Source organism: Nocardia terrae, from assembly GCF_009760405.1.
GTDB classification, from domain to species: domain Bacteria; phylum Actinomycetota; class Actinomycetes; order Mycobacteriales; family Mycobacteriaceae; genus Nocardia; species Nocardia terrae.
Window position 1 is genome coordinate 74844 of the sequence record NZ_WRPP01000012.1, and the last position, 18894, is coordinate 93737.

Here is an 18894-nt window from a genome sequence, read left to right on the forward strand (position 1 = left end):
GGATGACGAAGTAGGTTGTTGCACATGCTCGGTCAACTCTCCAGGGTGCTGGGGCTCGGCGTCATCGCCGTCACGCTCGCGTCCTGCGCGGCGTCGCAGACACAGGACCACAGCGGCGCGCACGCCGATGATTTCGGCACGCCGGTCGGCTCGCAGTCGGTGAAGGCGGGCGGTGATCTGGTGATGGGCCTGTCGGCCGAACCCGACCGCCTGGACCCGACCACCTCCAGCTCGCTCTACACCCGCTACGTCATGAACTCGATCTGCGAGAAGCTCTACGACAACGACGCTTCCGGCAATCTGGTCCCACAGCTGGCCACCGCGCTGCCGACGGTGTCGGCCGACGGGCTGACCGTGACCATCCCGCTGCGCACGGGCGTCAAGTTCGCCGACGGCACGCCCTTCGACGCGGCGGCGGTGCAGACCAGCCTGCAGCGCCACTTCAGCGCCAAGACCTCGCAGCGGACCAGTGAGATGGGCCCGATCGCGAGCATCGACGCGCAGGGCGCCTCGGAGGTGGTGGTCCACTACAAGCAGCCGTTCGCACCGCTGACCGCCGCGCTCGCCGACCGGGCCGGAATGATCATGTCGCCGACCGAATTGGCCAAGGCCGGTGACAATTTCGGCGATCACCCGGTATGCGTCGGGCCGTTCAAATTCGTCGAGCGGGTGCCGCAGACCTCCATCAAGGTGGAGCGCGACCCGCTGTACTACGACGCGCAGCAGGTGCACCTGGACACCATCACCTACCGCATCATGACCGACGCCAATATCCGCGCGACCAACCTGCGCTCCGGTGACATCCAGGTCGCGGACACCATCAGCCCGCAGGATGTCGATGCGCTGGCCAAGGATTCGGGTCTGCACGTGCTGCAGGCGCGCGGCCTGAACTTCCGCGGCCTGTACGTGAACGTCGGCAATGTGGACGGCGTGGGCAAACCCGCCAAGCCGATCGACACCCCGCTGGCCAAGGATGCCCGTGTGCGTGAGGCGCTCTCGCTGAGCATCGACCGGAACGCATTGGCCGCCACCGTGTTCAACAGCTGGTACGAGCCCGCCTGTTCGCCGATCGTCCCGCAGAGCACCTTCGCGACCCCCGCCGGAACCGCCTGCCCCGCATACGATCCCGAGAAGTCCAAGAAGCTGCTCGCCGACGCGGGCGTGCAGCTCCCGTACAAGGTGAAGCTGCAGGTGCAGAACACTCCGGACCAGCTCCGCTACGTGCAGGCGCTGCAGGCCGGTGTCGCGGCCGGCGGGTTCGAGCTCGAGATCGTGCCGACCGAGTACTCGACGTTGCTCGACGTGCAGAAGCGCGGCACCTACGAGGCCCTGTTCCTGGGCTGGTCGGGACGACTGGATCCGGACGGCAATATCGCCCGGTTCATGATGACCGGATCCAGCGGCAACTACTCCGGCTACAGTTCGCCCGCGCTCGACGATCTGCTCGGGCAGGCGGCCCGCACCACCGACACCGCCCGTCGCGCGGACCTGTACGGGCAAGCGGTGCAGATCATCCAGAAGGACAACCCGTACCTCTACACCTATCGGGAGCGGCTGCTGACCGCGCACACCACCAAGGTCACCGGCATCGAGCAGTATCCGGACGGCGTGGTGCGGGTGGCCAAGGCCGCGTTCCTCACGGGTCAGGGATGAGCGCCCGACGCTTTCCCGTGCGCAGGCTGCTCGCGCTGGGTTGCGCCGCCCTCGTCCTCGCCTCCTGCTCGCAGCACGAGACCCCGGCCGCCGTCGCCACGCACGCCGACGATTACGGGACTCCGGTCGGTGATCAGAAGGTGCAGCAGGGCGGCGATCTGACGATGGGGTTGTCCAACGATCCGGACCGTCTGGACCCCACCACCTCCAGCTCGCTCTACACGCGCATGGTCATGACCACGATCTGCGAAAAGCTCTACGACAACGACGCTTCGGGCAACCTGGTCCCGCAGCTGGCCACCGAGCTGCCGCGCTTCTCCGACGACGGGCTGACGGTCACCATCCCGGTGCGGACCGGGGTCACCTTCGCCGACGGCACGCCGTTCAACGCGGCCGCGGTGCAGACCAGCCTGAAACGGCACCTGACCATGGAGGGCTCGCAGCGCAGCGCCGAACTGGGCCCGATCGCCGAGGTCGAGACCGACGGGCCGACGCAGGTGGTGCTCCGCTTCCGCCAGCCGTTCGCGCCGATCACCGCGGCGCTGGCCGACCGCGCCGGAATGATCATGTCGCCGACCGCGCTCAAGGAGGAGGGCAAGGACTTCGGCGACAATCCGGTGTGCGTGGGGCCGTTCAAGTTCGCGCAGCGGACGCCGCAGACCTCCATCGTGGTCGAGCGCGATCCGCTCTACTACGACGCGCAGAACGTGCACTTCGACTCCATCACCTACCGCATCATGACCGACCCGAAGGCCCGCGCCGCGGCCGTGCACTCGGGTGCGATCCAGGTGGCGGACACCATGTCGCCGCAGGACGCCGACGCCTTGAGCACCGATCCCCGCCTGCGCCTGCTGGTTTCGGGGTCGTTCGGGTTCCAGGGCTTCTATCTGAACATCGGCAATGTGGACGGCGCGGGCAAAACACCGAAGCAGATCGATACGCCGCTGGCCAAGGATTCCCGCATCCGCCAGGCACTCTCGCTGAGCATCGATCGGCAGGCGCTGTCGGACAAGGTGTTCAAGGGCTGGTATCAGCCCGCGTGCACGGGTATCGCGCCGCTCACCTCGTTCGCGACGCAAGCCTCGACGCAGTGCCCGGTCTATGACCCGGAGCGCTCGCGCCGGCTGCTCGCCGACGCGGGGGTGCAGACGCCGTATCCGATCACCATGCAGGTGATGAACGTGGCCGACCAGCTCGAGTACGCGCAGGCGCTGCAAACCGCGGTCGCCGCGGGCGGGTTCGATCTGCGGATCGTGCCGACCGAGTACTCGGCCATGCTGGACGCGCAGAAGCGCGGCACCTACGAAGCGCTGCTGCTGGGTTGGTCCGGGCGACTGGATCCGGACGGCAATATCGCCCGCTTCCTCACCACCGGGTCCACCGGCAACTACACCGGGTACAGCTCACCCGCGCTGGACGACGTGCTCGGCTGGGCCGCGCACAGCACCAGCCCGGCGCGCCGCGGCGCGTTGTACGAGCAGGCGGTGCGGGCCATCCAGCGCGACAACCCGTACATCTACACCTATCGGCTGCGCAATCTGACCGTGCAGTCGACGCGGGTGACCGGTATCGAGGTGTACGCCGACGGCGCGGTGCGGCTCGGCAGGGCGGCGTTCGTCTCGGAACGGAACAGCTGAGAAACCATGCTGCAGTATGTCTTTCACCGTGCGTGGCAGTCGGCGGTCACCCTGGTGCTGGTCTCGCTGGTGGTGTTCGCGGGCGTCCGCGCGCTGCCGGGCGATCCCGCGACGGTGATGGCCGGGCAGCAGGCCGACCCGGCCGCCGTCGCCGCGGTCCGCGCGGAACTGGGGCTGGATCGGTCACTGCCCGTGCAGTATCTGGATTTCGCCCGCAACGCGCTGACCGGTGACTTCGGGCGGTCCATTCGCACCGGAACCCCGGTGCGCCACATGATCCGGGTGACGCTGCCGGTCACCGTGCAGCTGGCGGTGTACGCCATGCTGATCGCGGTGCTGATCGGGGTGCTCGGCGGGACGATCGCGGCGGTGTACCGGGGGCGCTGGCCGGAGTGGCTGGTCAACGGGTTCTCGCTGGTCGGGCTGTCGGTGCCGACGTTCTGGCTGGGCATCCTCGGCGTGTTCTATCTGTCGGTCGGGCTGGGCTGGTTCCCGGCCTCGGGGTACGTGTCGCCGTTCGATCATCCGTTGCGCGGCTTGCACTTCCTGACGCTGCCCGCGCTGGTCCTGGGCGTCACGCACGCGGCCGTGGTGCAGCGGCAGACCCGCTCGTCGATGGTGGAGACGCTGACCGCGGACTTCGTGCGCACCGCCCGCGCCAAGGGGCTCGCGCCGCGCACGGTGATCCTGCGCTACGGGTTGCGCAACAGCCTGATTGTGGTGACCACGGTCATCGGGCTGCAGCTCGGGCTGCTCATCGCGGGCACGGTGGTCACCGAACGCATCTTCGGCCTGCCCGGGATCGGGAAGCTGACCCTGGATTCGGTGTTCTCCCGGGACTATCCGGTGATCCAGGCGGTCGTGCTGGTGATCGCCACGTCCTACATCGTGATCAATCTGCTGGTCGACGTGCTGTACACGGTGATCGACCCGCGCGTGCGAGTGTCGGGGAGGGCGCGGTGAGCGTGTCGGAGAGCGCCGAGCCCACGCCGGTGGTGGTCGCACGCGGGCGGGTGATGCGCGGGTTGCGAAGCAATCGGCTGGGTCTGGTCGGCGCGGTACTGCTGCTGATCGTGATCGTGATCGCGGTGTTCGCACCGCTGCTGGCTCCCTATCCGCCCGCCGAAGTGCATTTCCCGACGCCGTTCCAGAAGCCGGGGACGGTCGGATTCGCCTTGGGCACCGACGATCTGGGCCGCGATGTGCTCTCGCGGGTGCTGTACGGCACCCGCGCGTCGCTGGAGGTGGGCACGCTGGCGGTGTTGTGCGCGGTGGCCGTCGGGGTGCCGATGGGCCTGCTGGCCGGATACTGGCGGTGGCTGGACACGGTGCTGTCGCGGATCGCGGACACGGTGCTGGCCTTCCCGTTCGTCATGCTGGCCGTCGGGCTGACCGCCATCTACGGTGGCGGGCTCACCCAGGCCGCCATCGCCCTCGGGGTCGCGCAGGTGCCGGTGATGATGCGGGTGGTGCGCGCGGAAACGTTGCGGCTCAGGGAAACCGACTTCGTGCTCGCCGCCCGCGCCATGCACGTTCCGTCCTGGCGGATCCTCGGCGAGCACATCCTGCCCAACGCCCTGGCCCCGATCATCGTGCAGGCCACCGTCATCATGCCGACCGCGGTGCTGGGCGAGGCGATCCTGTCGTTCCTGGGTCTGGGCATCAAACCGCCGCAGCCGAGCCTGGGCATCATGCTCGCCGACGCGCAGCAATACCTGCTGCGCACGCCGTGGCCCGGCATCTTCCCGGGTGTGATGCTGCTGCTGATCTGCCTGGGATTCAACCTCTTCGGCGACGCGCTGCGCGACGCCCTCGACCCGAAGACGAGCCGCTGATGAGCGAATCACTGTTGGAGATCAGCGGGCTGCGGGTCGACTTCGGCGAGGTGACGGCGGTGGACGGGGTCGACCTGACCATCGCGCCCGGTGAGCGGGTCGCGGTCGTGGGGGCGTCGGGATCGGGGAAATCCTCACTCGCGCACGCGATCATCGGCCTGCTGCCCGGAGCGGGACAGGTCCGCGGCGGCAGCATCCGGTGGCGTGGCACCGATATCACGCGGGCCGACGAGAAGCAGATGCGTGGCATCCGCGGCAAGGAAATCGGATTGGTGCCGCAGGACCCGATGTCGAACCTCAACCCGGTGTCACGGGTGGGACGCCAGGTGTCGGAAACCCTGGAGGCGCACGGCCTCTACTCGGGACGGGCGGCCGACGAGCGCGCCGTCGAACTCCTCGGCGAGGCGGGCCTTCCCGAGCCCGCCCGCCGCGCCCGCCAGTACCCGCACGAACTCTCCGGCGGTCAACGCCAGCGCGCCCTGATCGCCATCGGCCTGTCCTGCCGGCCCGGACTGCTGATCGCCGACGAGCCGACCTCCGCACTCGATGTCACCGTGCAGCGCCGCATCCTCGACCATTTGGACAAGCTCACCAAGGAATTGGGCACGGCGCTGCTGCTGGTCACCCACGACCTCGCGCTGGCCGCCGAGCGCGCGGACCGGGTGCTGGTGATGTCGGACGGCCGAATCGTCGAATCCGGGCCCGCCGGTGAGGTTTTGACCGAGCCGCGTGAGGACTACACCCGCCGGCTGGTGGCGGCCGCACCGTCCCACCTCGCGCCCCGGGCGGTCGACGCTGCCGTATCCGATGCGAAAGCGCCTCCGGTACTGGAGGTTTCACACCTCACCAAGCAGTTCCGGACACGCGGACGCCACGAGTCGGCGCCCGTCGTTGACGACGTCTCCTTCACCATCGGCCGCGGCCGCACCACCGCCCTGGTCGGCGAATCGGGCTCCGGCAAGACCACCACCGCCCGCATGATCCTGGGCCTGCTCCCCGCTACTTCCGGCACGGTTCGGCTGAACGGCGAGGAGGTCGTGACCTTGCGCGGCGCACGACTACGTGCGGCCCGCCGGGCGATGCAGCCGGTCTTCCAGGACCCCTACTCCTCCCTGGACCCGATGTGGACGGTCGAACACCTCATCGCGGAACCCTTGCGCGCCTTCGCCATCGGCGACCGCGCCACCCGCCGCGCCCGAGTCACCGAACTCCTCGACCAGGTAGCCCTCCCCGCCGCCCTGGCCACCCGCTACCCTCACGAACTCTCCGGCGGCCAACGCCAGCGCGTGGCCATCGCCCGCGCCCTCGCCATCGAACCGCGCCTCATGATCTGCGACGAGCCCGTCTCGGCCCTGGACGTCCTGGTCCAGGACCAGATTCTGACCCTGCTGTCCACCCTCCAGTCCGAACTGCGCCTCAGCTACCTGTTCATCACCCACGACCTGGCCGTCGTCCGCGCCCTCGCCCACGACGTGGTCGTCATGCGCGAAGGCCGAATCATCGAGCAGGGCCCCACCTCCCGAGTCCTCGACTCCCCCACCGCCTCCTACACCCGCGAACTTCTCGCCGCGATCCCCGGCGCCCGAACCCCCGAGCAAGCAGACTGCTAGGTTTCAACGAGCGCTCTTCACATCAAGGCTCTTTGGGGGAATCGGCCTTGCGGCGGTTATCGCGCTCGCGATCAGCGGATGCGGGACCCCGACAACGATGCCCACCTCATCGACCGCAGCTCCGACCACGACGCCGGACCATCGAAATCCTTACGCCGCAATAGGAATCGGTGCGATTCACAACCGCCTTCGAAACGCGGTGGAGTCTGCAAAACCTTGTATCACAAGGGAATTCGTCTTCCATAGCGATCATGCATGCGGTAGAATTAGTACATGAGTTCGAAGGGGGTAACACTCGACAGCAGCGGTCTCACCGACCTGGTGACCGCCGTCCATCACCTGTGCGACACGATCGGACACGGGGACCTGACACCGTTCACCGACAGCCAGGTCGTGGAGTTCATGCAGCAGCTCGAAACCTGCAAACGCCAACTCGCCGCACTGGATCCGAAACTGATCCTGGAAGCCTCCGAACGGTGCCTGCCCGAAACCAGCGGCGCGGGCAAGTTGATTCCGTTCCTGCGTCAAACCCTGGGATTGAGTGCGGCGGATGCGTCGGTGCGGGTCAAGCTCGCCCGCGAGTGCGGAGAGTTTCGTGGGTTGAACGGGCAGTTGACCCCGGCCGCTCTGCCGGTGCTGGCCGAAGCTGCTGCGGCGGGGGAGGTTTCGCGTGATCATGCCCGCAACATCGTCAAGATCATGACCCACCTGCCGTCCGACCTGCTCGCCGAGGAACGCGCCCGCACCGAGGAACTTTTGGTCGAGAAGTCCTGTGCGGGTTTGCTTCCCGATGACCTGCCCAAGATCGGGCGCGAGATCATGGCCCGCGTCGATCCCGACGGGACGGTGTTCAACACCGCCGACCGGCAGCGCAAGCGCGGCATCAAAGTCGGGCGTCCCGGCATCGACGGCATGACCTGGATCGAGGGCTACCTCACCCCCGAACTGCGCGCCCTGTTGGACCCGTTCCTGGCCAAGTACGCCCGCCCCGGCATGTGCAACCCCGACGACAACGAAAGCCCCAGCACCGCCAGCAATGCCGTCATCGACTCCACAGTGCTCGACGCGGCCGCGCGTCGGGATCGTCGTGACGCGGCCCAGCGCACCCATGATGCGTTCATCGCGATGCTGCAACCCGGCGTCGACATGAGCAAGCTGGGTAAGCATCGGGGCATGGCGGTGCAGACGGTGTTCGTCATGAACCTCACCGATGTCGAACGCGGCACCGGCATGGCGACCACCGCTTCCGGGGTGCAGGTGCCGATCGACTCCGCCCTGAAGATGGCCACCGGCACTCGTCCGGTCCTCGCCGTCCTCGACGAGCACGGGGTGCCGGTCTACCTGGCCCGCGGCAAGCGCCTCGCCTCCTCCGGTCAGCGTCTCGGGTTGATCGCGCGGGATCGGGGTTGCACCCACCCCGGGTGTGACATGCCTGCGAGCATGTGCGCGGCGCATCATGTGATCGATTGGGCCAAGGGTGGTCCCACCGATTTGAACAACCTGGCGTTGGTGTGCGATCACCACCACGCGATGGTCAACGACAGCGAAACCGGATGGAAGACCGTGATGCTCGGCAAAGACTCCCCACACGCCGGGCGGGTGGGGTGGATCGCCCCGAAATCGATCGACCCCACCCAGACTCCCCAGATCAACGAGAACCATCACGTTGGGGAGCGGGTCGCCTCCGATCTCGAGGCGCGGTCACGCGAAGAGTTTTCTCGCGCGGCGTGAACATGTGATTCAGACCCATGAGGCCAGGTAACCCGGGGAAAGACTTCCCGGGTGAATGAACCAGAACGGTTTTGCTCGACGCTCGGATGTACCGGAAGTGTGGTCGCCTCGCCTGCCCTACCGGAGTTGGGCTGACGCCGAGTCGGGAGCCGTCAGCCTTCGATCCCAGCCCACGGACTGCACGGATCACGTTCACTGACAACTACACAGAGAATCTCTTTTCTCTTCACACCGGGAGGCCAACACGGTTCGAGCCTGGAGGAGGCTGGAACCGAGCTCGGGCTCCCAACCCAGCCATCCCCTCTCCCTCCTCCAGGCATCTTTTATCTCTTCTTCTTTTATCTTTTGTCTCTTCTGGCCCTTGCTCTTCCACCCCTTGCCCAACAACGCAATACCCCGCGTCATCATCAAGACACACGAACGGCGGCGGACTAACCGGCAAAACCAGCCCAGCACTATCAAGATCCCGCGGATAAGGCTTCCGCAACCGAGCCGTCCGCCCACCCGGCTCAGCAGGCGGAGTAGGCCACTGAGGCGGAAAATCCGGCACCTGAATCGGCTGCGGCACAGTCACATCCGTCCACGAAAGAACAGTCTGCCGCTCAGCCCGGAAGAGCACCCCACCCGCAGCCCAATGAGAAGCCACCACCCGCCCCGACAACGCCACCGTCAAATGCGTATAACGCCCCCGGTCCTGCATATTCAGCGAAACAGCATGGAAGCCGCAACTGCACAGCGCATCCGGCACCGGATGCGTCCCACCACGACGGCACTCCGCGACCGCGTCGAGCGGATAGGGCGCGCCCCCGGTAGCGGGAACGAACTGATCCTTCCCCTCCACCCGATGCGCCACCTTGTACGCGATGACGACCCACACCCCATCGGCGGTTCGGCTCAGACTCGGCTGGACCAGCTCCGGGACTTCGGGCCGTTCCCGCGTCCCGGCTTCGAAGGATCCGATCAGTCCATAGCCTTCGCACATGTGCGTTTCCTCGCTCGGGGATGTCCTTGTCCACGAGCGTACGCGCACGTACGCACCCCGCTACCGCAATTATCCTGCGGCACAGATCGATTCAGGCGAGCTGTTCGATCTTGGCGGCCAGTTCCGCGCCGGTCATGGGCTCACGGGCAATGACGGCGATGGTGTCGTCGCCCGCGATGGTGCCCACTATCTCGGGCAGTGCGGCTCGGTCGAGGGCGCTGGCCAGGAAGTGGGCGGCGCCGGGCGGCGTACGCAGGACTGCGATATTGCCGCTGGCGTCGGTGGAGACCAGCAGGTCGCCGAGGAGTTTGGAGAGGCGTTCGGTGCCGCCGGTGACACCGCGGACGGGGCTGCCGTCCTCGGGGACGACGTACACGCCCGCGCCGCCGTCGGCGGCGCGCAGCTTCACCGCGCCGAGTTCGTCGAGATCACGCGACAGGGTCGCCTGGGTGGTCTCGATGCCCTCGGATGAAAGCAGAACGGCCAGTTCGGATTGGCTGCGGACCTCGTGCTGGGAGAGGATCGCGACTATCCGGGCCTGACGTCCGGCCCGGGTTCGCGCGATGCTCACCTCTCACCTCGTTCGGCGCGGTCGAGCAGCCACACGAGTAGCGCCTTCTGGGCGTGCAGGCGGTTCTCGGCCTCATCCCAGACCGCGCTGTGCGTACCGTCGAGAACCTCGTCGGTGATCTCCTCACCGCGGTGCGCCGGAAGACAGTGCAGCACGGTCACATCCGCGGCGGCGCGGGCCAGCAGCGCGGCGTTCACCTGGAACGGGCGGAAGGGAGCGACCCGATCGCGGCCGTCGTTCTCCTGGCCCATGGAGGTCCACGCGTCGGTGACCAGCGCGTCCGCGCCCTCGGCGGCGGCCTGCGGGTCGTTTGTGATCGTGATGCTGGCACCGGTTTCGGCGGCCCGCTTCTGCGCGGCGTCGACGATCCAGCCCAGCGGCTCGAAACCCTCGGGGGCAGCGATGGTGACGTTCATGCCCGCGGTCACGCCGCCCAGCATGAGCGAGTGCGCCATGTTGTTGGCGCCGTCGCCCAGGTAGGTGAGGTTGCGGCCGCTCAGATCGGACCCCTTGCGCTCCTTGAGCGTCTGCAGGTCCGCCAGCACCTGGCACGGGTGGAACTCGTTGGACAGCGCGTTCACCACGGGAACCGTTGCAGCACCGGCCATCTCGTCGAGGCGGGTCTGCTCGAAAGTACGCCACACGATGGCGTCCACGTACCGCGACAGCACCCGGCCGGTGTCGGCCAGGGTCTCCTCGCGGCCCAGCTGGGTGTCGCGCCCGTCCACCACGACGGCGTGCCCGCCGAGCTGCGCGATGCCCATCTCGAAGGAGAAGCGGGTGCGCGTGGAGTTCTTCTCGAACATGACCGCCACACCGCGCGGCCCGTCCAGCGGCCGGCGCGAGAGCGGCGCGGCCTTCAGTTCCGCCGCGATGGCGAGGATCTCGGCCTGCTCGGCGGGGGTGACGTCGTCGTCACGCAGGAAATGCCGGATGGTCACTTGTTCTCCTCGGGGGCCTGGGCGGCATCCAGAATGCCGGGCAGGTCGGACAGGAAGTTCTCGGCTTGAGTTTCGGTGAGAACCAGCGGCGGCGCGAGCCGAATCACATTGGGCTTGGCCGGGTTCAGCAGGTAGCCCGCCTCCCGCGCGGCCGTGTCGACCTGAGCGGAAACGTCGGCGGTCAGCTGGATGCCGATGAGCAGACCCGCTCCCCGCACGTGGTCGACCAGCGGGTGATCGAGATTCTCGATGCCGTCGACCAGGATCTTGCCGACCGTCTCGACATGAGCCAGCAGCCCCTCCTCGTCGATGGTCCGCAGCACGGCCAGCGCCGCCGCGGCACAGACGGGATTGCCGCCGAAGGTGGTGCCGTGCATGCCGGGCTGCAGCAGATCCGCCGCCGCGCCCTGGGCCAGTACGGCACCGATGGGTAGGCCGCCGCCGAGCCCCTTGGCCAGGGTGATGACATCGGGCACGATGCCCGCCGCCTGATGCGCGTAGAACGCGCCGGTGCGGCCGATACCGGTCTGCACCTCGTCCAGGATCAGCAGTGCGCCTTGGTCCTTGGTGATGGCGCGGGCCTTGGCCAGGTAGTCGGCCGGGGGCACCACGACACCGCTCTCACCCATGATGGGTTCCAGGAACACCGCGGCCGTGTTCTTGTCGACCGCGGCGGCCAGCGCCAGCGCGTCGCCGTAGGGCACGTGCACGACGCCGGGCGGCATCGGCTCGAACGGGGCCCGCTTGGACGGCTGACCCGTGAGCGCCAGTGCGCCCATGGTCCGTCCGTGGAACGCCTCCTCGCAGGCGACGATCTTGGTCTTGCCGGTCAGCCGCGCCATCTTGAACGCGGCCTCGTTGGCCTCGGTGCCGGAATTGCAGAAGAACGCCTTGCCGTTGCCGTCGCCGAAGTGCGCGAGCAGTCGCTCCGCCAATTCGATGACCGGTTCGGACGCATACAGATTCGAGACGTGCCCCAGCGTCCCCAGCTGCTGGGTGACCGCCGCCAGAATCGCCGGATGCGCGTGCCCGAGGCTGTTGACCGCGATGCCGCCCAGAAAGTCCAGGTACCGCTTGCCGTCGGCGTCGTAGACCACCGCGCCCGCGCCGCGCACCAGCGCCACCTTGGGGGTGCCGTAGTTGTTCATCAGGGCGGTGCTCCACCGCTGCCGAAGGTCGGCTGTGCTCATGAGATCTCCTGTGCGGGAGTGACCATCGTGCCGATGCCCTCCCCGGTGAACAGTTCCAGCAGGACCGAATGCGCGACCCGCCCGTCGATGACGTGCGCCGTCGGGACGCCGCCCTCGACGGCGCGCAGGCAGGCTTCCATCTTGGGCACCATGCCCTCGTCCAGCGACGGCAGCAACTTGGCAAGCTCGTCGGTGTCGATGCGGCTGGTCAGCGAGGACCGGTCGGGCCAATTCGTATACAGGCCCTCCACATCGGTGAGGATGACCAGCTTCTCCGCGCCGATACCCTCGGCCAGCGCGGCCGCCGCGGTGTCGGCGTTGATGTTGTGGACCACGCCGTCCGCGTCGGGGGCGATGGTGGACACCACCGGAATCCGGCCCGCCGCAATGAGATCCAGCACGGCCGAGGGTTCCACGGCGGTGACGTCGCCGACCAGCCCGATATCGGTGGCCTCGCCGTCGACCAGCACGGTGCGCCGGGTGGCGGTGAACAGGTGCGCGTCCTCACCGGAGATGCCGACCGCGTACGGGCCGTGAGCGTTGATGAGCCCCACCAGTTCCCGGCCCACCTGACCGAACAGCACCATGCGCACGATGTCCATGACCTCGGGCGTGGTGACCCGGAAGCCGCCCCGGAACTCGCCGGTCATGCCGAGCTTCTTCAGCATGGCGCTGATCTGCGGCCCGCCGCCGTGCACCACCACCGGATGCACGCCGACGGTGCGCAGGAATGCCATGTCCGCCGCGAACGCCCGCTTCAGCTCGTCGTCGATCATGGCGTTGCCGCCGTACTTCACGACCACGATCTTGTCGCGGAACTTCTGCAGCCACGGCAGCGCGTCGGCGAGGACGTGCGCCTTGTCGAGGGCCGAAAGCTGTTTCACCACATCGTTCATGAGCTGTAGGCCGAGTTCTCTTCGACGTAGCCGTGCGAGAGGTCGGTGGTGCGGACGGTGGCCTCACCGTCGCCCAGGCCGAGGTCGACCAGCACGTTGATGTCGGCCCCGGACAGGTCCACCTCACGCGCGCCCGGCGCGCCCACGCCGTCGACGCACACCGGAGATCCGTTGAACGACACCGAGACCCGGTTCGGATCCAGTTCGATGGGCGCGATACCGATCGAGGCCAGCACGCGACCCCAGTTCGGGTCCGAACCGAAGAACGCGGTCTTGACCAGGCTGTCGCGGGCCAGCGCCCGCGCGCCGATCAGCGCTTCCTCTTCGCTGACAGCGCCCTTCACGGTGATGTGCACCCGCTTGGTGACACCCTCGGCGTCGGACATGAGCTGCTCGGCCAGATCGTCGCAGACCGCAAGCACGGCCGCGTTCAGGTCCGCCTGGCTCGGGGTGACCCCGGACGCGCCGTTGGCCAGCAGCAGCACGGTGTCGTTGGTGGAGCAGGAACCGTCCACGTCGAGCCGGTCGAAGGTGTACTCGGTCGCGTTGCGCAGCGCCTCGTCCAGCTGCTGCGGCGTGGCGATCACATCGGTGGTCAGCACCACGAGCATGGTGGCCAGCGACGGGGCGAGCATGCCCGCGCCCTTGGCCATGCCGCCCACGTTCCACTTGTCCTTGTGGTGGAACGCGGCCTCTTTCGGCACGGTGTCGGTGGTCATGATGGCCCGCGCCGCTTCCGCGCCGCCCGACAGCCCGCCGCCCATCTCGTGCACGATCTCGGTGACGGCCGGGATCAGCTTGTCCATCGGCAGCCGGTCACCGATCAAACCGGTGGAGCAGACCGCGATCTCGCCCGCCCCGGTCTCGGTTCCCCAGTTGCTCAACGCCTTCGCGAGTTCCTCGGCGGTGGCGTGGGTGTCCTGGAAGCCGCCCGGACCGGTGCACGCGTTGGCGCCGCCGGAGTTCAGGATGACCGCGCGCAGCTGCCCGTCGCTGAGCACCTGCTGCGACCACAGCACCGGCGCGGCCTTGACCTTGTTGCGGGTGAAGACACCGGCGGCCGCGTATTCCGGGCCTTCGTTGAACACCAGCGCCAGATCGGCCTTGCCGCTCTTCTTGATGCCCGCGGCGATACCCGCGGCACGGAAGCCGAGCGGCGCGGTGACGCCCTGGGTCCGCACCAGCTTGCCGTTGTCGATAGTCCCGATGGTCACGGTGCCACTCCTACGGTGGAAAGTCCTGCGGTCTCGTCGATTCCGAGAGCCAGATTCATGGATTGCACCGCGGCGCCCGCGGTGCCCTTGGTCAGGTTGTCGATCGCGCCGATGACCACCAGCAGCCCGGCGTCGGTGTCCACGGTCACCTGCAGGGTGACGGCATTGGAGCCGAGCACCGAACCGGTCTGCGGCAGCACGCCTTCGGGCAGCAGGTGCACGAAAGGCTCGTCGGCGTAAGCCTTCTCGTAGACGGCGCGGGCCTGCGCGGCGTCGACGTTGGTGGACGCGGTGCAGGTGGCCAGGATGCCGCGCGGCAGCGGGGCCAGGACCGGAGTGAACGACACGGTCACGTCTGTCTCCGATCCGCTGGCGGCCTTGAGGTTCTGCGCGATCTCCGGGGTGTGCCGGTGCGCGCCCGCGATACCGTACGCCCGCACCGAGCCCATGACCTCCGAACCCAGCAGTCCGACATCGAGTTTGCGGCCCGCGCCCGAAGTGCCGCTCACCGCAACCACATTCACCCGCGGTTCGATGATCCCGGCCGCGATGGCCGGGGCCAGCGCCAGGCTCGACACGGTCGGGTAGCAGCCGGGCACCGCGATCCGGGTCGCGCCGCGCAGCCGCTCGCGGCCGCCGGGTAGCTCCGGCAGCCCGTAGGGCCAGCTGCCCGCATGCGGGGAGCCGTAGTACTTCTCCCAGGCCGCGCTGTCGGTGAGCCGGAAATCCGCACCGCAGTCGATGATGATGGTGGACTCCGGCAATGCCTTGGCGATCGCCGCGGACTGCCCGTGCGGCAGACCCAGGAAGACCACGTCGTGGCCCGCCAGTTCCTCGACGGTGGTGGGCCCGAGCACCCGGTCGGCCAGCGGCAGCAGATGCGGCTGCAGCTCACCCAGGGTGGTACCGGCATTGGACCCCGCGGTCAGCGCCCCGATCTCGAGGCGCCCGCTTCGGTAGGCTGGGTGCCCGAGCAGCAGTCGCAGGACTTCACCGCCCGCGTACCCGCTCGCACCAGCTACCGCGACCCGCAGGGGCCCGTTCGAGACATCCGCCATGTGATGATTATGCACGACTGTGCAAGCTCATTCACAACGGGTCGAGAATCTGACAGGGAGCGCCGCTTACGGCACACTCGACAGCGCCATGTACGACGACGCCACCCAACCGCTGCCGATCGTCGGTCCCAAGGCGGGCCGCACCCCCGAGGCACCGGAGACGCCCAGCCCGACTCCCCGCCGCTCCCGGCGTGCCGAACCGGCCGCCACCCGTCGGCGCGCGGACAAGCGGCGCACCGCCGGCAAACCGGAGCGCACCCCCGCCCAGAAGGACCGGGATCGTCGTCTACGCCTCGCGGGCCGCGGTATGTCGGCACTGGTCGCCACGGTGGTGATCGGCGTCACGGGCATGGTCTGGTACGGCCGTATGGATTTCGATCAGGGCTTCGTCCGCTCGGGCGCGATCGCGCCCGAGGACGTGAACCTCGACGGCGACATCAATATGCTGCTGATCGGTCTGGATACCCGAAAAGACCTGAACGGCAACGATCTACCCAAGGAGATCCTGGACCAGTTGCACGCCGGCGACGGCTCGGAGGGCGGCTACAACGCCAATTCGCTCATCCTGGTGCACATTCCGAAGGATCTGAAACACATCGTCGCGTTCTCCATTCCGCGCGACGACTACGTCCCGGTACAGGGCATCAAGGGCTACGACCACGCCAAGATCAAGGAGTCGTACGGCCTGCGGAAGTACCAGGAAGAGGAGAAGCAGAAGAACAACGGCATGTCCGACGGGCCCGAGCTCGAGCGCCTCGGCCGGGAAGCCGGACGCGCGAGCATCGTTCAGACTGTGAAAGCCCTCACAGGCGTGCCGATCAACCGGTTCGCCGAGATCTCCCTGGCGGGCTTCTACGATCTGGCGACCGCGCTCGGCGGCGTCGACGTCTGCCTCAATCACGCCGTGGACGACAGCTACTACTCCGGCGCGGTGTTCCCCGCCGGGCCGCAGCACCTCGACGGCTCCGACGCGCTGGCGTTCGTGCGCCAGCGCCACGGCCTCGAGAACGGCGACCTCGACCGCACCCACCGGCAGCAGGCGTTCCTCACCTCGGTCGCCAACTCCATGAAGAGCTCGGGCACCCTGGCCAATCCGGGCCGGCTCAAGTCCCTGATGGATGTGGCGCACAAGGACGTGGTGCTCTCCGACGGCTGGAGCCTCACCGATTTCGCCACCACCGTGGGCCGCGCCGAGTCGCCGACCGTGGAGTTCCGCACCCTGCCGGTGCTGCGCTACGACAATGTCGACGGCCAGGACGTCAACATCATCGATCCGGTGGCCATCAAGAAGACCGTGCGCGAGGCGTTCGGCGTGACCACACCCGCCGCGCCCAGCGCCCCGGCCACCACGCCCACCTCCACGCTGGACGTGGTCAATGCCAGCGGCACCCCGGGCCAGGCCGCGAACGTGTCGAAGTTGCTGACCGCCAAGGGATTCCCCGCCGGTGACGTCGCCAACGCCACCTCCTCGGACGGCACCACGTCGGCGGTCTACTACGGCGCGGGCGCGGACGTCGACGCCAAGCAGCTCTCGGAGATGTTCGGCGGGATTCCGGTGAGCAAGTCGAGCTATGTGTCGTCCGGGCACGTGAAGCTGGTCGTGGGCGCGGATCTCGAGATCCCGTCCTCGCTCGGCCCGTCGCTGGCCACCACCAGCCCGACCACGACCGCCGGCGGCAACGGCAATTCGCTGGCGGCCGCCGCCACCACGGACGCGGCCAACTCCGACGCCCCGGATTCCGGCAAGCCCGTCACCACTACGATCGGTTCGAAGATTCCCTGCGTGAACTGACCGGCAGTACGGCTGCCGCGAGAAGCGGAGCGGCACAATGACGAAGACCGACGTCTTTCGCAGTCTGCACCACGGTGATCGGCCGCTGATGCTGCCGAACGCGTGGGACTACGGCTCGGCGGCCATGCTCGCCGAGGCCGGATTCCCGGCCGTCGGGACCACGAGCCTCGGGGTGGCAGCGGCGGCGGGGCTGCCCGACGGGACGGCGGCGACCCGCGACGAAACCCTGTCGCTGGCACGGCGACTCGGGCGGCTTCCGGTTCCGGTGACCGTGGATATCGAGGGCGGATTCAGCACCGACCCCGGTGAGGTGGCTCAGTTCTGCGCCGAGCTCGTCGCGGTCGGCATCGCGGGAATCAATCTGGAGGACAGCCGATCCAATGCCGAGCTGGCCGACCCCGAGGCGCACGGCGCGCTGATCGCGGCCGTGAAGGCCAGGGTTCCGGAGCTTTTCGTCAACGCGCGCACCGATACCCACTGGCTGGGCATCGACGCGGACTCCACCCTCGACCGCGTCCTGTACTACGAGAAGTGTGGCGCGGACGGCATTTTCGTGCCCGGTGTCAGCGATCCCGCGCAGATCCGGACGCTCACTTCGGCTTTGACCGCGCCGCTGAACGTCCTGTTCTCCCCTACCGGATCGACCGTGGCCGAGCTCGCGGAGCTCGGGGTGCGACGGATCAGCACCGGCTCGCTGCTGTATCGCGCGGCCCTGGCGGCCGCGGTGTCCACCGCCGAATCCGTCGCCGACGGACAGCGGTTGGACGGCGAGATCCCCAGCTACGCAACGGTTCAGCGGCTACTGGAGCAGTAGTCACCGGACGAGCGCGCGGGTCAGCTCGGCGGTCCGCAGCTTATCGGGATTGCGGACCGCGTACAGCCCGACGATGCGTTCCCCATCGACCTCGATCATCTGAACCGTGTCCAGCTGCCCGTCCGCGCCGCGCAGCAGCACCGCGGGCAGCGCGTTATAGGTGCCGAATTCGATGGTCATGTCCGTCAGGCTCTTTCGCACCAGGCCGATCAGATAGGCGGCGACCTTCTCCGCCCCGACCACCGGACGCCGGGCCGCGCTGACCTTGCCGCCGCCGTCGGAGATCTGCACGATGTCGGGGGCGAGCACGTCCATGAGCGTCTGCACATCGCCGGTCTGCGCGGCGCGCAGGAACTTGCCGATCACCGCGCGACTGGTCTCGGAGTCGGGTTCGAACCGCTTCTTGCGCGAACGCACATGCGCGCGGGCCCGGTGCGCGATCTGGCGCACGCTGGCGTCGGATCTGCCGAGCATGCCCGCGATGTCGACCAGGCTGTGCCCGAACACCTCCGAGAGCACGAATACCGCGCGCTCGGTCGGCCCCAGGGTCTCGAGCACCAGCAGCATGGCCATGGACACCGATTCCGCCAGCAGCACATCGTGACTGGCGTCGTTGTCGGTGCGAATGGGCTCGGGCAGCCAGCTGCCCACGTACTCCTCGCGGCGGCGTCGGACGGTGCGCAGATGGTTGAGCGCCTGCCGCGTGACGATCTGGGTGAGATAGGCCCGCTCGTGGGTCACCGTCGTGCGATCGGTGCCGCGCCAGCGGAGGTAGCTGTCCTGCACCACGTCCTCGGCGTCCGCGGCACTGCCGAGCAGCTCGTAGGCGATGGTGAACAGCAACGGCCGCAACCGATCGAACGCGTCCACATCGCCCATCGGACCGATATCAGCACCCACGGTCATGGTGGCAGCCTACCCAGCACCGGCCCCGGAATCAGTTCTTGAATCCGGTTCAAAAAGTTGGTTA

The 18894-nt window shown here is 68.0% G+C and carries 15 protein-coding genes; 8 read left to right on the forward strand and 7 right to left on the reverse strand.

What is annotated here, in order from left to right; genetic code table 11:
- Window positions 1-24: 24 nt before the first annotated feature.
- The 6 genes from GPX89_RS38640 to GPX89_RS38665 all read left to right on the forward strand — a co-directional run bounded on the left by GPX89_RS38640 (window position 25) and on the right by GPX89_RS38665 (window position 8466).
- Window positions 25-1653, forward strand: a complete 1629-nt coding sequence (locus GPX89_RS38640) for an ABC transporter substrate-binding protein (protein ID WP_157392725.1) — start codon at window positions 25-27, stop codon at window positions 1651-1653.
- Window positions 1650-3290, forward strand: coding sequence for an ABC transporter substrate-binding protein (locus GPX89_RS38645; protein ID WP_157392726.1), 1641 nt, complete (start codon window positions 1650-1652; stop codon window positions 3288-3290). The genes GPX89_RS38640 and GPX89_RS38645 overlap by 4 nt, the downstream gene beginning before the upstream one ends.
- A gap of 6 nt (window positions 3291-3296) precedes the next feature.
- Entirely contained in the window at window positions 3297-4253 is a 957-nt protein-coding gene (locus tag GPX89_RS38650) for an ABC transporter permease (RefSeq protein ID WP_157392727.1), read from the forward strand.
- The gene (locus GPX89_RS38655; RefSeq protein WP_328602795.1) at window positions 4250-5125 is read left to right on the forward strand and encodes an ABC transporter permease; all 876 of its coding nucleotides are present in this window, start codon (window positions 4250-4252) and stop codon (window positions 5123-5125) included. Before GPX89_RS38650 ends, GPX89_RS38655 begins: the two co-directional genes overlap by 4 nt.
- Window positions 5125-6735, forward strand: a complete 1611-nt coding sequence (locus tag GPX89_RS38660) for a dipeptide ABC transporter ATP-binding protein (RefSeq protein ID WP_157392728.1) — start codon at window positions 5125-5127, stop codon at window positions 6733-6735. Before GPX89_RS38655 ends, GPX89_RS38660 begins: the two co-directional genes overlap by 1 nt.
- Window positions 6736-7008: 273 nt before the next feature.
- Window positions 7009-8466: an HNH endonuclease signature motif containing protein gene (locus tag GPX89_RS38665; protein WP_157392729.1), complete on the forward strand. Its 1458-nt coding sequence runs from the start codon at window positions 7009-7011 to the stop codon at window positions 8464-8466.
- Between the two features lie 1073 nt (window positions 8467-9539).
- On the opposite strand, the gene GPX89_RS38670 is transcribed toward GPX89_RS38665, so the two are convergent.
- From GPX89_RS38670 to argC, 6 genes are read right to left on the reverse strand one after another with little or no spacing between them, the layout of a single operon-like run.
- Entirely contained in the window at window positions 9540-10019 is a 480-nt protein-coding gene (locus tag GPX89_RS38670) for an arginine repressor (RefSeq protein WP_328602796.1), read from the reverse strand.
- The gene (gene argF, locus GPX89_RS38675) at window positions 10016-10960 is read right to left on the reverse strand and encodes an ornithine carbamoyltransferase (protein ID WP_328602797.1); all 945 of its coding nucleotides are present in this window, start codon (window positions 10958-10960) and stop codon (window positions 10016-10018) included. Before argF ends, GPX89_RS38670 begins: the two co-directional genes overlap by 4 nt.
- Window positions 10957-12150 carry an acetylornithine transaminase gene (locus tag GPX89_RS38680; protein ID WP_157392730.1) on the reverse strand — a complete coding sequence of 398 codons (1194 nt, stop codon included), beginning with the start codon at window positions 12148-12150 and terminating at the stop codon, window positions 10957-10959. The genes argF and GPX89_RS38680 overlap by 4 nt, the downstream gene beginning before the upstream one ends.
- Window positions 12147-13046, reverse strand: a complete 900-nt coding sequence (argB, locus tag GPX89_RS38685) for an acetylglutamate kinase (protein WP_157392731.1) — start codon at window positions 13044-13046, stop codon at window positions 12147-12149. The genes GPX89_RS38680 and argB overlap by 4 nt, the downstream gene beginning before the upstream one ends.
- Window positions 13043-14260, reverse strand: a complete 1218-nt coding sequence (gene argJ, locus GPX89_RS38690; RefSeq protein ID WP_328602798.1) for a bifunctional glutamate N-acetyltransferase/amino-acid acetyltransferase ArgJ — start codon at window positions 14258-14260, stop codon at window positions 13043-13045. Before argJ ends, argB begins: the two co-directional genes overlap by 4 nt.
- A complete protein-coding gene (gene argC / locus GPX89_RS38695) occupies window positions 14257-15318 on the reverse strand; it encodes an N-acetyl-gamma-glutamyl-phosphate reductase (RefSeq protein WP_157392732.1) in 1062 nt (353 codons plus the stop codon). The genes argJ and argC overlap by 4 nt, the downstream gene beginning before the upstream one ends.
- A 19-nt stretch (window positions 15319-15337) precedes the next feature.
- On the opposite strand from argC, the gene GPX89_RS38700 reads away from it, so the two are divergent.
- Window positions 15338-17110: an LCP family protein gene (locus tag GPX89_RS38700; protein WP_328602799.1), complete on the forward strand. Its 1773-nt coding sequence runs from the start codon at window positions 15338-15340 to the stop codon at window positions 17108-17110.
- A gap of 37 nt (window positions 17111-17147) precedes the next feature.
- Window positions 17148-17924, forward strand: a complete 777-nt coding sequence (locus GPX89_RS38705) for an isocitrate lyase/PEP mutase family protein (RefSeq protein ID WP_157392734.1) — start codon at window positions 17148-17150, stop codon at window positions 17922-17924.
- Here GPX89_RS38705 and GPX89_RS38710 read toward each other — a convergent pair whose 3' ends face one another.
- The gene (locus GPX89_RS38710) at window positions 17925-18830 is read right to left on the reverse strand and encodes an RNA polymerase sigma-70 factor (protein ID WP_235949083.1); all 906 of its coding nucleotides are present in this window, start codon (window positions 18828-18830) and stop codon (window positions 17925-17927) included. It abuts the gene before it with no gap.
- Window positions 18831-18894: the final 64 nt, after the last annotated feature.